The organism is Vibrio sp. PID17_43, from assembly GCF_002608565.1.
Lineage (GTDB): Bacteria > Pseudomonadota > Gammaproteobacteria > Enterobacterales > Vibrionaceae > Vibrio.
On record NZ_LIXM01000002.1, the window covers coordinates 1 to 15,201 of the forward strand.

General features: G+C 43.8%; 12 protein-coding genes and 1 pseudogene. 3 read left to right on the top strand and 10 right to left on the bottom strand.

Annotation, left to right across the window (positions count from 1 at the left end):
- Positions 1–2,692: pseudogene (locus AK965_RS20360) on the top strand (hypothetical protein); the annotation flags it as partial.
- Positions 2,693–2,811: 119 nt separating this feature from the next.
- On the opposite strand, the gene AK965_RS01425 reads toward AK965_RS20360, so the two are convergent.
- Positions 2,812–4,005, bottom strand: a complete 1,194-nt coding sequence (locus AK965_RS01425; protein WP_099077930.1) for a class I SAM-dependent methyltransferase — start codon at positions 4,003–4,005, stop codon at positions 2,812–2,814.
- A gap of 166 nt (positions 4,006–4,171) precedes the next feature.
- Positions 4,172–5,575 carry a methyl-accepting chemotaxis protein gene (locus AK965_RS01430; RefSeq protein ID WP_099077931.1) on the bottom strand — a complete coding sequence of 468 codons (1,404 nt, stop codon included), beginning with the start codon at positions 5,573–5,575 and terminating at the stop codon, positions 4,172–4,174.
- Positions 5,576–5,665: 90 nt separating this feature from the next.
- Here AK965_RS01430 and yccX point away from each other — a divergent pair, with 90 nt between their 5' ends.
- Positions 5,666–5,938, top strand: a complete 273-nt coding sequence (gene yccX, locus AK965_RS01435; RefSeq protein WP_099077932.1) for an acylphosphatase — start codon at positions 5,666–5,668, stop codon at positions 5,936–5,938.
- Between the two features lie 2 nt (positions 5,939–5,940).
- Here the strand turns inward: yccX and AK965_RS01440 are convergent, their stop codons facing one another.
- The 6 genes from AK965_RS01440 to AK965_RS01465 all read right to left on the bottom strand — a co-directional run bounded on the left by AK965_RS01440 (position 5,941) and on the right by AK965_RS01465 (position 11,913).
- Positions 5,941–6,270: a TusE/DsrC/DsvC family sulfur relay protein gene (locus tag AK965_RS01440; protein WP_099077933.1), complete on the bottom strand. Its 330-nt coding sequence runs from the start codon at positions 6,268–6,270 to the stop codon at positions 5,941–5,943.
- Positions 6,271–6,570: 300 nt separating this feature from the next.
- On the bottom strand, positions 6,571–7,233 hold the full coding sequence (locus AK965_RS01445; RefSeq protein ID WP_099077934.1) for a Bax inhibitor-1/YccA family protein: 663 nt from the start codon (positions 7,231–7,233) through the stop codon (positions 6,571–6,573).
- A gap of 350 nt (positions 7,234–7,583) precedes the next feature.
- Entirely contained in the window at positions 7,584–8,333 is a 750-nt protein-coding gene (locus AK965_RS01450) for an amino acid ABC transporter ATP-binding protein (protein WP_099077935.1), read from the bottom strand.
- 23 nt (positions 8,334–8,356) lie between these two features.
- Entirely contained in the window at positions 8,357–9,454 is a 1,098-nt protein-coding gene (locus tag AK965_RS01455) for an amino acid ABC transporter permease (protein WP_099077936.1), read from the bottom strand.
- Position 9,455: 1 nt separating this feature from the next.
- Entirely contained in the window at positions 9,456–10,661 is a 1,206-nt protein-coding gene (locus AK965_RS01460; RefSeq protein WP_099077937.1) for an amino acid ABC transporter permease, read from the bottom strand.
- Positions 10,662–10,884: 223 nt separating this feature from the next.
- The gene (locus AK965_RS01465; RefSeq protein ID WP_099077938.1) at positions 10,885–11,913 is read right to left on the bottom strand and encodes an amino acid ABC transporter substrate-binding protein; all 1,029 of its coding nucleotides are present in this window, start codon (positions 11,911–11,913) and stop codon (positions 10,885–10,887) included.
- 459 nt (positions 11,914–12,372) lie between these two features.
- On the opposite strand from AK965_RS01465, the gene AK965_RS01470 reads away from it, so the two are divergent.
- Positions 12,373–13,293 (top strand): bifunctional precorrin-2 dehydrogenase/sirohydrochlorin ferrochelatase, encoded by a 921-nt coding sequence (locus tag AK965_RS01470; RefSeq protein ID WP_099077939.1) that lies wholly within the window; start codon positions 12,373–12,375, stop codon positions 13,291–13,293.
- 97 nt (positions 13,294–13,390) lie between these two features.
- Here AK965_RS01470 and AK965_RS01475 read toward each other — a convergent pair whose 3' ends face one another.
- Complete coding sequence (locus tag AK965_RS01475) at positions 13,391–13,873, bottom strand: YajQ family cyclic di-GMP-binding protein (protein WP_099077940.1); 483 nt, start codon at positions 13,871–13,873, stop codon at positions 13,391–13,393.
- 32 nt (positions 13,874–13,905) lie between these two features.
- On the bottom strand, positions 13,906–14,958 hold the full coding sequence (locus AK965_RS01480) for a 3-deoxy-7-phosphoheptulonate synthase (protein WP_099077941.1): 1,053 nt from the start codon (positions 14,956–14,958) through the stop codon (positions 13,906–13,908).
- Positions 14,959–15,201 lie beyond the last annotated feature (243 nt).

The following is a 15,201-nucleotide window of genomic DNA, read 5'->3' on the forward strand; positions in this document are numbered from 1 at the left end:
GCTAGTGAACTCAGGGCAAGAGCTGCCACCGTTTACCTTGACGCCAAACGACGGCCAAGTGGATGGGGCGCCTGCGAGTGCCGATCCAAACGTAACCCCAGCGAACGACCAACCAACGGTCCTCATAACTGATAGCACGACAGAAAACCCTCAGAATGATGACAAAGTAACGGGTGAAGAAACGGCGAACATCACCGTTGATTTTGGGGGAAATGTTACTTCAGGTACCGCGACTGTACGTATAACCGATACAGAAGCGCAGAATGGCGAATTCCCCGCAGGAGATAACGACATTATATTGGAGGTGACGTTATCTGAAGGAAAGGCGACAGTACCTGGTTATACGGTTATCACTAATGATGATGGTACATTCACCATTACAGGCGTGGATGTAAGTGCTTTAAAGGATGGCATTTTAACCGCTGATTCAACGTTCAAATATCCAAATGGTCATGAGGTCAACGTTAATGATATTGTCGCTAAAGATAGTGAGTACGGTACCGATGGCAACAAAGATGGAGAGATTGACGGCCCAACGCTAACTATTACAGACAGTACCGTTGATGACGGCGATGACAATATCACCGGCTCGGAGAGAGCAACAATCACTTTCAACCATGGTGAAGGGGTTAATACGGGCTTATCGGGTGTGAGCGATCTAAAAGTTGTGAATGGAAGTTCTATTATTACTTTGACTCTAGCACTTGGCTCTGACGGCACTTGGACCGCATCTGACGGTACAGGCAACGTTTATTCAGTGACCGGTGACGGCCCATACCAGATTGAAGGGGTGGATGTTAGTTCATTGGATGATGGTCAGCTGACTGCATCGGCTACCTTTACTGATCAAGATAACAATACAGCCAGCGCGAATGATGATGTTCAGAAAGCGTCAAACAATCCGCCAACTGCTGATGACTTCTCTGTGAGTGGTGATTACTTATCTGACGATCCATCCATTGACTTCGCACCTCACGCTAAGGATGTGGAGGACGACCAAGACGACACTAAAGTTACCGACATCGAAATCACATCGTTGCCTGAACATGGCTATCTCTACTACTTAGACGGAGACACAGAAGTCAAACTCTCTGTTGGAGATGTGATTCCGGAAACAACGGACGTGAAATACAGCCTGACGACGGAACGGTTTGGTTTTGACTCATCGGATGTGTCAAACATCGCAGATGGTACGATTAGCGATTCAATAACGATGAACGGGTTGACTTTTTACGCGGGGACGCTAGATAAATCGGCAAATGAACCAATATATAATCGTTTTATCAAAGTTGATCATGCAAATGACCAAGTCGGTTTGGCTGTTGTAGAGCAAGGTGAATCGGGTAACGGAGATGAGATTAGTACTTCTGAGTTTATTGCGATAAAACTCAACGAAGGGGTTGAAGCCGATCAGGCTGATTTAAGCTTCGCTAGCTTGAACAATAAGTTTAATAGTGGGGAGGCTTGGATTACAGTTGGCTTCTATAAAGACGGTGTCTTGATTTCAACTCAGCAAATCACAATAGATGATATTACCAAGACCGGGAATCATTCTGGTACCGCTACGGTTTCTCTTGATGGCTTCTTTGATGAGCTAAGAGTATTCCCAGAAACCAATAGTAATAGTGATAAAGCAAGCTTTACCATGGTTGGAGCCGATGTCACGAGCTTCAATGATATTGATGACTCATTCACTTATAAAGCGATAGATTCTGATGGAACCTACAGTGAAGAAGCAAAAGTAGACATCAGTATGGAAAATGTGATTGATGCGGAGCAGTTCCTCGGCAGTGGTGGTGTTGATACGTTTACGTTGTCAAGCGGACATGGTCAATTGCAATATGCTGGTGCTGGCTATGATAATAATCCTGCTTCCGTGTGGCAGGAGAACGTTTCGATGTCAGACGACCTTTTCATTTCTTCTGGCCATAGTAATGACCGTATTGAACTCGGCGCTGGAGAGGGGAACTATCGTGTTGATACAGGAACCTCAATTCCAAACCTCAATGGACTAGTTGATAGAGAAACCTTCGAGAGCTTTGAGTTCATGACTGCTTCAGAGGATAATATTCGGGATCCTGATGGCGCGCTTAAAAGCTCTATTGAAAGCCCAGTACAACCTTTAACCGACACAGTGAACTTAGGTTCTGGTCACGATAGGGTTGTTAGTCAAGGAGGAAATTTGGCCGCCTTCGGTGGTGCGGGCAACGATATTCTCCGTGGCTCTGATGATGGCTCTGATGGTCTTCGAGGAGGGGCCGATGACGATGTTCTTTACGGCCGTGGTGGCGATGATTACCTACGAGGCGACTCGGGCAACGACATCTTGATTGGTGGGTTAGGTAATGACTTACTGAGTGGTGATGATGGCGCTGATACCTTTAAGTGGGGCGTTTCTGACCTTGATGGTTCAACAGACACCGTTGCCGATTTTGATAGTTCTGAAGGTGACATTCTCGATTTTTCTGAATTGTTTGAAGATTTAGAAAGTGTTGAACTTGATGCTATTTTGGATTCGCTAGAAGGAAATAGTTCGACAACAGACGAGCGTGGAGGGTTTGATGTTTCGGTATCTGATGATAGCGAGCTGACGATAACAAAAGGTAGTGATAGCTTGACTATCGACTTTTCTGGTGCGTCAGACGTTACGTCAAGTCTAATCGATAGCCTAAACACGTTAAAACACGATTAAAGGTATGTGTTGTGTTGAGGGCTGAGACTGGCCCTCAAATAAAGCCTATCCTGAATAGAAACAAAAACGCCACTAGATTGATGTCTAGTGGCGTTTTAATTTAACGAGTAAAGGGAGACTTATAGTACCTTACAAGCAAAACCTTTCAGGTAGAAGCCCTCTGGATAAGCGCTATCGGTAGGGTGATCCGCAGCTTGCTCAAAGCGCTCGACGAACTTCACTTGACGGCCAGAATCGACCGCTGCGTCGGCAATGATCTTTTGAAATAAATCTGAGCTCATTAGGCCTGAACAAGAGTAGGTCAGTAGAGTGCCACCTGGTTTTAGGATTTGCATTGCCAACATGTTGATGTCTTTATAGCCGTTCGCACCAGAAGTCAGGTTATTCTTGCTCGACACAAACTTCGGCGGATCCATAATCACAACATCAAACTGAGTGCCTTGATCACGGTATTCACGTAGTAATTTAAATACGTCCGCATTCAGGAATACAGCGCGCTTTTTCGAAATGTCGAACTCGTTGAGTTCTGCGTTAAATTTAGCCGTGTCAAGTGCAGGTTGAGATACGTCTGCGTTAATAACGCGCTTAGCGCCGCCCTTTAATGCGTAGAGGCCAAATCCACCCGTGTACGAGAAACAGTTTAAGACTTCTTTATCTTTGACGTATTTCATCGCTTGTTGGCGGCTGTCACGTTGGTCGAGGTAGAAACCGGTTTTGTGTCCACCAACGATATCGACGCTGATTTTCACGCCGTTCTCTTCAATCACGACAGATTTTGGTGGCTCTTCACCGTGGAGTACGCCAGTTTTCTCTTGTAAGCCTTCTTTCTTACGTACCGCGACATCAGAACGTTCGTATACATTACAACTAGGGAAACACTCTACTAGTGCATCGACAATCGCTTGCTTGTTGTATTCTGCTCCCGCACTTAAAAGCTGACATACAAAGAAGTCTTGGTAGCGGTCAATGGTGATGCCTGGTAAGCCATCAGACTCGGCGGCGATTAGGCGGTATCCGGTGAGACCATCACGTTCAATCACATCTTCACGAAGAAGCTGAGCATCTTTGAAGCGCTTAACGAAGAATGCCTTGTTGATGTCTTCCTTTTCAAAACTCCAGATACGTGCGCGGATCTGAGATGCTGGAGAATATGCAGCTTTAGCTAGCCACTTTCCATCGTGAGTGAATACATCAACGGTTTCGCCAAGAGAAGGTTCACCCTCAACTTTGTTGATGCCTCGAGAGAAAATCCAAGGGTGCTTACGCTTAACCGATTTCTCACGACCTTTTACTAGATAGATAGCAGCTGTCATTTCTTTAGCTCTTATTAAATTTTGAAGGGGCGTATTGTCCGGGATGTTGTCTTCAAAAGCAATATCCGTTGGTAAACCAATCATTTGCTGAAGTGTTAATTATTGCATGGTAAGAGAGATATTAAAAAGGGCCACCGAAGTGACCCTTGCTATTTGTTCAACGTTATTAGGCTCTTAAACCCGTTAACAACGATTCCATCGTATCGCTTTGTGCACGAAGTTTCTCTACATTCTGTGTCGTTGTGCTGATCATGGTGCACACGTTATTTGCTTGTACACGGATTTCTTCAACGCTTGATGCAATGTTATCTGCGACCACTCCTTGCTCTTCAGCTGCCGTTGCAATTTGGATACTGCTGTCGGAGATGTTTTGGTTTTTATCCGCAAGAGAACCAATCTCGAGATCGACTTCCGCCATTAACGTTTGGCCTTTGTTTGCATTTTGAACCGTCACGTCCATCAACTTAGTCAGTGATTGGCTGTTACGCTGTAATGCTTCAATCATGGTTTGGATTTCAACCGTTGCTTGCTGAGTGCGACCCGCAAGAGCGCGAACTTCATCAGCAACCACCGCAAAGCCACGACCTTGCTCACCCGCGCGGGCAGCTTCGATCGCAGCATTGAGCGCAAGTAGGTTGGTTTGCTCTGAGATGCCATTGATCGTCGTGACTACCTCATCAATTTGTGCAGCATTGGCGTCTAGCTCTTCCACTGCCTGAGAAGCGGATTGGATCTCGGTTGAGAGATTAGAGATAGAGTGAAGGGTATTCTCGACCTTAATTTGACCAGATTGAGCAACACTTCGTGCGTCATCTGTTTGTGCACTCGATTCATGGGCTAACGTCGCGACTTCACGAATCGTAGAAGCCATTTGTTCTGTCGCACTTGCTAGCGAGTTTAAGTGCTCTTGCTGCGTGTTGGATATTTCTGAACTGTTGTGAATGGATTGATTAAGGTCTGAGCTAATTTGTTGCATTAGCGCGACAGATTCTTGAATCGACTGAACCATCTTTTGTTCGCGTTCGGCGACTTTGTCGATAGTAATTGCGATTTCGCTGAACTCATCACGAACAGGGAAAAAATTCATACGAGCGGTTAAATCACCATCAGCAAGTGTGTTTAATGCTTTGTTCATCGTAAACATCGCGCCACCGATGAACGTCATGATGTAATAAACGCTTAACGCAATAAAGAAAAGGGTAACAAGGACGATGCTAACTTGAGTGCTTGTTAGCGCTGTCCATAACGTTTGGTCGTGATTGATCTCGAGACTAAATGCGCCGTTCATTACAGATACGGAGCCAGTGCCTGTACCAAAAGAAATGGTATCAGAATTTGCAATTAGGTTTGCAACTTGTGTTTGCGAAAGGTTGCCGGCTTCAATGAGCCCTTTCATTAACACCAACTCTTCTTGATTCATATCAGAAATGAGAGTGCCTGCGGCACTGTTCATAACGAATGTTAGAATGATTAATGCGAGAACGGGGAGGAAGAAGAGTAAGTAGAACTTCTCTTGTATCTTTAAATGGATGAGATATTTATCAATCCAACGGAAAGCAATTTCTTTCATAATTATTATAACCACATAAAACCCCACTATCCTTAGTGGGAGAAATAGAATGTAATAATATATCACCCAATATAATGGAGCGGTATAAAGATGAACCTAAAGTGTGAGAAGTTTACAGTAAAAGGTCATGTTCAAGGAGTAGGTTTTAGATACCACACTTCACACCAAGGATTGAAGCTTGGTCTAACGGGTTATGCTAAGAACTTGAACAATGGTGATGTAGAAGTGATGGCTTGCGGCACGGAGTCACAAATTGCTGAGTTTTCGATTTGGCTGGAAGAAGGCCCACGGACGGCAAGCGTCGAAAGCGTCACTAAGGAGAACGCCTCCTTTAAACCTTTCCGTGGGTTCAAAATCCTATGATATTACAAACACTTAGCTGGTTTTGGTAGACCTGCCAGTTTTGTGGCCTGTTTAGCTGGCCCCTTCTTGAACAGCTTGAATAAGTACTTACTGTTGCCTTTTTCTGGGCCGTGTGCTTTTTCCATCGCTTTTACAAGCATTCTTACCGCAGGAGAGGTATTGAACTCTTCATAAAATACACGTACGAAATGAATCACTTCTAAGTGGGCTTCTGTTAGCTCAATTTCTTCTTCTTTTGCCAAAAGCTCAATCATGCCTTCTTCCCACTGTGTGTAGTCGAGTAGATAGCCTTGAGCATCGGTTTCAATTTCTTTACCGTTGTAAACGAACATCGCCTTTGTATCCGCTTATTAATGACTGATAGTTATAGGGTAGCTTAGAGAAAAGGTGATTCTCAACAAAAGAATCTCAATCTCATGCTGAGCGCAGTAAAATCGTACAAGCTAAGTGGAGTGCTTTGATTAGGGATATTCAACAATTTGCCATTTTATTCAGGTTGTTAGAAAAATATCGGGGTGAACACTTTAAATAATGCATAGGTATTCTACATATCGATTAGCGTAGGTTTGGTTAAACGAAAAAGCCCGAAGGAAGTACCTTCGGGCTTTTGTGTTTAAGTTCAATCCAACGAATTAGTCGTCGTTCATGATGCCTAAAATGCTTAGTAGGCTGATGAAGATGTTGTAGATTGATACATATAGCGTGATTGTCGCTGAAATGTAGTTTGATTCACCACCACGGATGATACCTTGAGTTGTCATAAGAATCGCCATGGTCGAGAACACAATAAACAAGCTGCTCAGTGCTAGGTGTAGGATCGTTGATTGGATGAAGAAGCTCGCAACCATACCGACGACTAGAACTACAAACAATGACAGCATTAGGCCACCCATCATTGATAGGTCACGTTTCGTTGTTAGCGCGTATGCGGACGCTGCCATGAATGACAGAGCAGTACCGCCAAGCGCGGTTAGAACGATGTCTCCCATGCCAGCACCGATGTACATGTTTAGGATTGGACCGACGGTGTAGCCAAGGAAACCTGTAAATAGGAACGTAAATACCAGGCCAAGGCTATTATTGCGGTTTTTCTCAGTCAAGAACAGCAAGCCATAGAAACCAACCAGCATTAGGATGATACCTGGATGCGGTAGATTAAACGCCATCGATACGCCAGCCACAACGGCGGACCAAAGTAGAGTCATAGAAAGTAGTGCATATGTGTTACGCAATACTTTATTGGTTTGTAGAGCACTTTCTTGAGTAGTAGTGCGAGTAAACATAGGACTGTTCATAATCTTCCTCTATAAGGGATTTCTGGTCTTTGATATATAGACATATATGGGCATGAAAGTTCAAAAAATCAAGCTTAACTTGCCTATATCTGGTACAAAATGATAATAGAAATAATGTGTTATGTATGTGGCAACTTGTAACACAATATTACTGCGTTGCATAGCGAAGCGTCGCTTGGTACCTAACGCGATGTAAGCCAGTTCACGACGTTCATTGTGAGATGACTCAATTTACAACGTCTTGAACCAACTGCAGTTTCGTAACAATAAACTTGAGAGCATGGTTGAATAATGAAAAGCACTGATTTAATGTCAGCGCTTTTCATTTTATCTAAATTCTCAAGCTACTGTTAGTGATGAAGAATCTGAGCCAAAAAGTTTTGAGTTCGGTCTGACTGAGGATTTTCAAAGAAATCAATTGGGTTGTTCTCTTCAATGATTTCTCCGGCATCCATGAAAATAACACGGTCAGCGACTTCTTTAGCAAAGCCCATTTCGTGTGTTACACAAAGCATCGTCATGCCTTCTTCTGCCAATTCTACCATTACGTCTAGCACCTCTCGAACCATTTCTGGATCAAGTGCGGACGTCGGTTCATCAAACAACATCACTTTCGGGTTCATACACAGAGAGCGCGCTATCGCTACACGCTGCTGTTGACCACCAGATAATTGTCCTGGGTACTTGTCAGCTTGATCTGGGATCTTAACGCGCTCAAGGTATTGCATTGCGACCGCTTCCGCTTCTTCTTTGGGCATTTTCTTTACCCAGATAGGCGCAAGCGTGCAGTTCTCTAAGACCGTTAGGTGAGGGAATAGATTGAAGTGTTGGAAACACATACCAACTTCGCGGCGAACCGCTTCGATGTTTTTCAAATCTTCGGTGAGCTCTGTACCTGAGACATAAATGCTGCCCGCTTGATGTTCTTCTAGGCGGTTGATACAGCGAATCATGGTTGATTTTCCTGATCCCGATGGTCCGCAGATGACAATTTTTTCGCCTTGCTTGACTTCAAGGTTGATGTTCTTCAGTACGTGAAACTCACCATACCATTTATTCATGTCCTTTAACTGGATCATGTAATCTTGATGTTGCGTCATAATACGTCCTTGATCTTAATGAGTTATCGTTTGTGACCGGTATGAAGTTTGTTTTCAAGCCATATTGAGTAACGCGACATGCCAAAACAAAATACCCAAAACACTAACGCGACAAATACATAACTTTCCGTTGCGAATCCAAGCCACTCCGGGTCGGTATTCGCAGCTTGTCCAATACCAAGTACGTCGAACATACCAATGATAAGTACAAGACTGGTATCTTTAAACAGACCGATAAAGGTGTTCACAATGGATGGAATGGTGATCTTAAGCGCTTGGGGCAGAATGATCAGTCCCATCTTCTTCCAGTACGTTAAACCGAGTGCATCGGCGGCTTCATATTGGCCTTTAGGAATCGCTTGCAGACCGCCACGAACCACTTCGGCCATGTAAGCGGCACTAAACATCACCACGCCGATCAGAGCGCGAATGAGTTTATCGGTTTCTGAGCCTTCGGCTAAGAACAGCGGCAGCATGACCGATGCCATGAACAATACAGTGATTAGTGGGACGCCACGCCAAACTTCAATGTATACGGTACAAATACTGCGAATAATTGGCATTTCTGAACGTCGGCCCAATGCTAATGCAACGCCGATTGGCAGTGATACAACGATACCCACGAGCGCAATGATCAGAGTAACGAGCAAGCCACCCCATTTGTGTGTATCTACCACCTCAAGCCCAAACACGCCACCATATAACAGTGCCGCAACTAGAAATGGATAGACGTTGACGAAAAATAGCCAGATCCAAACTCGTTTAGGTGTTTTTTCATAGGCCAGCAACGCCGTGAAGATCGCTAACGTAATGTAAAACAGGCGAGGGCGCCATAGCTCCGCTTCTGGATAGAAGCCGTACATAAACTGCTCCCATCGCACACTGATGAACACCCAACATGCGCCATCACGACTACAATCGTCGCGCGTTGAACCAATCCAATCTGCATTGATAAACGCCCAATCAATAATGGACCAAAGTGCAGCAATTACGAAGTACGCAAGAATAAGCGTAATGACAGAATTTAGTGGGCTAGTAAATAAGTTTTTGCGTAGCCAACCAACCACACCGACAGTATTTGAAGGTGGTGGGAGATCAGGCTGAAACTGATGTGTGCTCATATTATCTCTCCACCAATGCTACTTTACGGTTGTACACGTTCATTAACGCAGACGTAATCAAACTTAACGTTAAATATACCCCCATAGTCATGGCGATGATCTCAATCGCTTGGCCCGTTTGGTTAAGTGTTGTTCCTGCAAAAACGGACACGAGATCTGGGTAACCAATTGCCATCGCCAATGAAGAGTTCTTAGTCAAATTTAAGTACTGGCTAGTGAGTGGAGGAATGATAATGCGCATAGCCTGAGGAATGACAACAAGTTTAAGCGTTTTGGCACGAGGTAGACCGAGAGACATCGCCGCTTCGGTTTGACCATGACTTACTGCATTTATCCCTGAACGGACAATCTCTGCGATGAATGAGGCGGTGTAAACGCTCAGAGCCAGAAGCAGTGCTGCTAATTCCGGAATGATGCTAATACCGCCACGAAAGTTGAAGCCTTTTAGTTCAGGGTAATCGAGAGAGATAGGCATGCCAGCTAAGAAATATACCAAAAGTGGAAGACCAACGACTAAGCCTAGCACAATCCGGACCATTGGTGTTTGTTGTCCAGTCAAGCGTTGTTTGTTTTTAGCCCAGCGTCCAATCAGTAGGCTTGCGAGCACGCCCAAAATAAATGCGGCAATAACAAAACCACTGCCATGTCCCATTACAGGAGATGGTAAGAAGAGACCACGAACATTTAAGAATATGACTTCACCTAGGCTGATACTTTGTCTAGGCGAGGGTAGAGCTTGTAGAACTGCGAAATACCAGAAGAAGATTTGCAAAAGAAGAGGGATATTACGAAAGGTCTCGATATAAACCGCTGCAAGTCGACTGATGAGCCAGTTGGAAGAAAGTCGTGCGATACCCATAACAAAACCAATAATGGTTGCGAGGATAATCCCCAAAACAGAGACTAACGCGGTGTTAAGAAGGCCGATGAAAAAAGTTCTCCCGTAAGAGAATGTTTCATCATATTCGATAAGAGTGAGCCCAATCCCAAAGCCCGCCTCTTGGTTTAAAAAATCAAACCCAGTTGCAATACCACGAGCGTTAAGATTGGTAAGTGCGTTATTAATGATGGTGTAAAAGAAAAAAACCAGAGCAGCAATCGCAATGATTTGAAAAAGCGCAGAACGGAAGACTGGATTATAAATCAAGCTTTTCTTTTCGTTTGGCTTGGACATCGTAGTTAGTAATGCATTATTCGTCGGTTTCATACAGCGATAACCTCAAACCTATATCTATAGATATCTATGAAACCAGCAGCCATTCGTAAGTTATTCGCTGAAAACAGGATGACAGTTTTAGTTGCTGAGGTGGCAAACTATAATAATCAGGTGCTGTTTTAAGAGATTGTGCCCTCGTGCTGGCTGATGGCTAACTGATCGAGACGGATATGATCAAGAAAAGGGCGGCACTAACCGCCCTATATCGCTTCTCTTATCGGATAGGTGGTGCGTACATGAAACCGCCCGCATTCCAAAGCGCATTGACGCCACGAGAAATTTGTAGAGGAGAGTTTGTACCCACCGTACGCTCGAAGCTTTCACCATAGTTACCGACTTGCTTAATAACTTGGTAGCCCCAATCGTCACGAATGCCAAGACCTTTGCCTTTCGGGCCATCTACACCAAGAATGCGTTTGATGTTTGGATCGGTTGATTTCAACATTTTGTCGGCATTCTTTGAGGTAACGCCGTATTCTTCGGCATTAATCATTGCAAATAGTGTCCATTTTGCAATATTGAACCATTGGTCATCACCTTGACGAACAACCGGACCTAGAGGCTCTTTAGACACGATTTCAGGAAGCACGGTTGCTGAAGATGGGTCTTGTAGGTTTAAACGAAGGGCATAAAGACCAGATTGGTCTGTAGTGAGTACGTCACAGCGACCAGCATCGAAACCTTTGGATGTTTGTGCTGCAGTATCAAATACGACCGGTTTGTAAGACATGCCTTGATTACGGAAGTAGTCTGCTAGGTTAAGCTCTGTCGTTGTTCCCGACTGTACACAGACTGAAGCACCATCAAGTTCTTTGGCACTTGAAATACCAAGATCCTTTTTAACCATAAAACCTTGGCCATCGTAGTAGTTCACACCAACAAAATTGAGACCAAGAGCAGTATCACGATGAAGTGTCCAAGTGGTATTACGAGGAAGCACATCGATTTCGCCTGATTGTAATGCTGTGAAACGTTCTTTCGCGGTAAGAGGAACATATTTCACTTTGCTTTTATCCCCAAGCACAGCGGCAGCTATTGCTTGGCAATATTCTACGTCGATACCTTCCCACTCACCTTTTGAGTTAGGGTTGGAGAACCCAGGTAGACCAGTACTGACACCACATGTAAGAAAACCTTGCTTTGTGACTTTGTCCAAAGTAGTGCCTGCTGCTTGAGCTGACATTGACATCATGGCAGTGGAAGCCACTACTACGGAAGCAAGAACTGTTAATTTATTTGCCATTTGTATCCTTCCTGTATGATCCATGTTTAATCAGGAGCGACCTGATACAACGTGACCAATTTATTAGTGTTATCGTCCTAGATGGTTGTTTTACGAATAAACGACAATCGATAAATCAACCAGTTATAAGCGTAGAAAAGGATCTGATAATTCTCAAATATATAATTTAAAAAGGGTTTTTAAGAGAATCACAAAATGCCTACAAATTAGAATGACGAAATGTAAAACAGTTGTAAATAGTGCAACAAGTGGTTAATTCAGTGCGTCAGAACAATCGATAGTCTGGTTGAGTAAACTGTAGAATAATTGTTTGTTCTTAAAAGTGTCAGCAGTTGTGCGAAACTGAGTTAGCATGAAATTCGAACAAAAATTATTTTTGATATCGAAACTTGGTGAAGTGGTTGCCCAGTTTTTGGTAGCATGAGTCTAGACAGTTAATTGAAATCATCATGGATTGAAATGCGATACTTTCCCCTGTTCTTAGATTTAGTATGCAAGCCAGTGCTTATTATCGGTGGTGGTGAGGTTGCGAGCCGTAAGGTTGAAGCGTTGCTTAAAGCAGGAGCTGACGTCACGATTGTATCTCCAACACTTGTTGACTTCCTCGCCCAATTGGTCGATTCGCATCAAGTGAGTTGGATTCAACGCTTTTATTCTAGTGACATTGTCACAAAAACATTTGTCCAAGTATGGGCGACGACTGATAACCCAGAGATTAATCACCAAGTTTATAAAGATGCAAAGGAACTAGGAATCCTAGTTAATGTTGTAGACGACAAACCATATTGTGACTTTATTACACCTTCGATGATAAATCGCGGGCGCATTCAAATTGCTATCTCAAGTGGTGGCGCATCCCCTGTACTGATTCGTAATATTCGGGAAAAGCTTGAATCAATCCTCCCACAGAATATGGGATTAATTGCAGAATTTGCTAACTCCAAACGAAACTCGATCAAAGAAGCGTTACCGAGTGTCGATCTGCGTCGAAAGTTCTGGGAGAACTATTTTTCTAATCCAGAGGTAGAAAATGCGCGTGATAATCGAGAGTTGGAAGCCATCTATCAGCACACAATGGCAAAACCGTTGGATGAGAAAGGCAGTTGTACTTGGATTCAGGTAGGTGCTGACGTCGAAATGCTGCCGATTAAAGCGGTGCGATATATGCAACAAGCTGAATCTGTTCTGTATTCGACGAAGTGTGCTGCTGATGTGATGGAGCTGGTTAGGCGAGATGCAGAACGAGAAGCGTTCACATGTGCAGCAGAGTTATCCGATAGACTGGCGAAGGCAAAAGAACAAAACTTGCGTATATGTGTATTTATACGTCAGGGCACGAGTGAGTTCTCGTTACTTCAAGGGCAAGACTTAGTTATCTGATTGAACCGCCTACACCGATGCAAACAAAAACGCCAACAAGTTACTTGTCGGCGTTTTCAATTTGACGTCAAACAACTAATGACGTGGAGAATAGTGCTTAATCACGGAAATTGTTGAACTGGAATGGTTGACCCAGTTCCGCTTCACGGATAGCCGCCATCGTTGCTTGTAGATCATCACGCTTCTTACCAGTAACGCGAACTTTATCGCCTTGAATAGAAGCTTGAACTTTTAACTTCGCGTCTTTGATGAGCTTAACCACTTTTTTCGCTGTTGGTGTATCAATACCTTGACGGAAAACGATGTTTTGTTGCCAGTTCTTGCCTGTAATATCAGGCTTTTGTGCGTCCATTGCATTCGCATCAATATTACGTTTTGCTAAATGACCACGCAAGATGTCACGCATTTGCTTTAGTTGGAAGTCACCTTCCGCTAACATTTTTACGTTTTCTTCTACTAGCTCAAAGCTCGCATTCACATTGCGGAAATCAAAACGAGTAGACAGTTCACGGTTAGCGTTATCAACCGCATTACGAAGTTCAACGGTATCGATTTCTGAAACAATATCAAACGATGGCATGGAGATTCCTTGATTATCTTGTTATAGGGAAATTATTTACTGGATTTTACCGCATCTGACAGCATATCCAGTATAGTCACGGTATCATCCCAACCTAAACATGGATCAGTAATCGATTGACCATAAGTTAGGTTGTTAATATCCGTCATTGGCTGGTTGCCTTCAATGATGAAACTCTCTGCCATGATACCAGCTATGCGAGTGCTGCCTGATTTAATCTGATCACAGATATCTGCGGCAACATCGATTTGTTTTCTGTGCTGCTTCTGACAGTTCGCATGGCTGAAGTCTACAATCAAACGCTCTGGCAGACCAAACTCAGCGAGTGCATCACACGCTTGCTTTATCGATGCCTCATCGAAATTAGGGCCTTTCTCACCACCACGTAAAATGATGTGACCATAAGGGTTACCACTGGTGCGGTATACGGTCATACGGCCATTCTTATCTGGAGAATAGAAATAATGTGACGCTTGGGCTGCACGAATCGCATCAATAGCAATTTTCACATTACCGTTCGTTCCGTTCTTGAAACCAACTGGGCAAGATAGCGCTGATGCCATTTCACGGTGGATTTGAGATTCTGTCGTGCGCGCGCCAATCGCGCCCCAAGAGATCAAATCAGCAATGTATTGGCCTGTGACCATATCAAGAAACTCAGTAGCGGTTGCAAGACCAAGCTTGTTGATATCCAGTAGTAGTTTACGAGCTTTGTGCAGACCTGCCTCAAGCGCGTAAGAACCGTCTAGGTTAGGGTCGGTAATGAGACCTTTCCAACCAACTACTGTACGAGGCTTTTCAAAGTAAGTACGCATCACAATAAACAGTTCGTCTTTGTAATTATCTTGAATTTGACTTAGGCGCGTAGCGTAATCTAGCGCTGCATCTGTGTCATGTACTGAGCATGGGCCCACAATAGCAAGAATACGATCATCCTCACCGGATAAAATGCGTTCAATTTGGCGGCGAGATTGAGCTATACGTTCTGCGACATCGTCAGTGATAGGGTGCACGCTTCCAAGTTCAGCGGGGGTAGGCATCGGACCCAAAGGTTGGGTTCTCAATTCATCTGTTTTAATAGGCATGTTATAGCTTTATTCTCTATTGCGAAGCGGTAAAGATAACGGAATTACACTTAGGAATAAACCGTTTAACGGGATTCTTCTCTAGTTAATATCGAATTGTATACAAAGGCGTTGATATTCATTGAATACACTTATATATAAATTGTAAGAATCGCTTACGATATCAATACATGGTTGTTTGGATGTATAACAATTTTTTCGAAATACTAACAGTGTGAATAGATTGATTGTTCCAAACTAAAG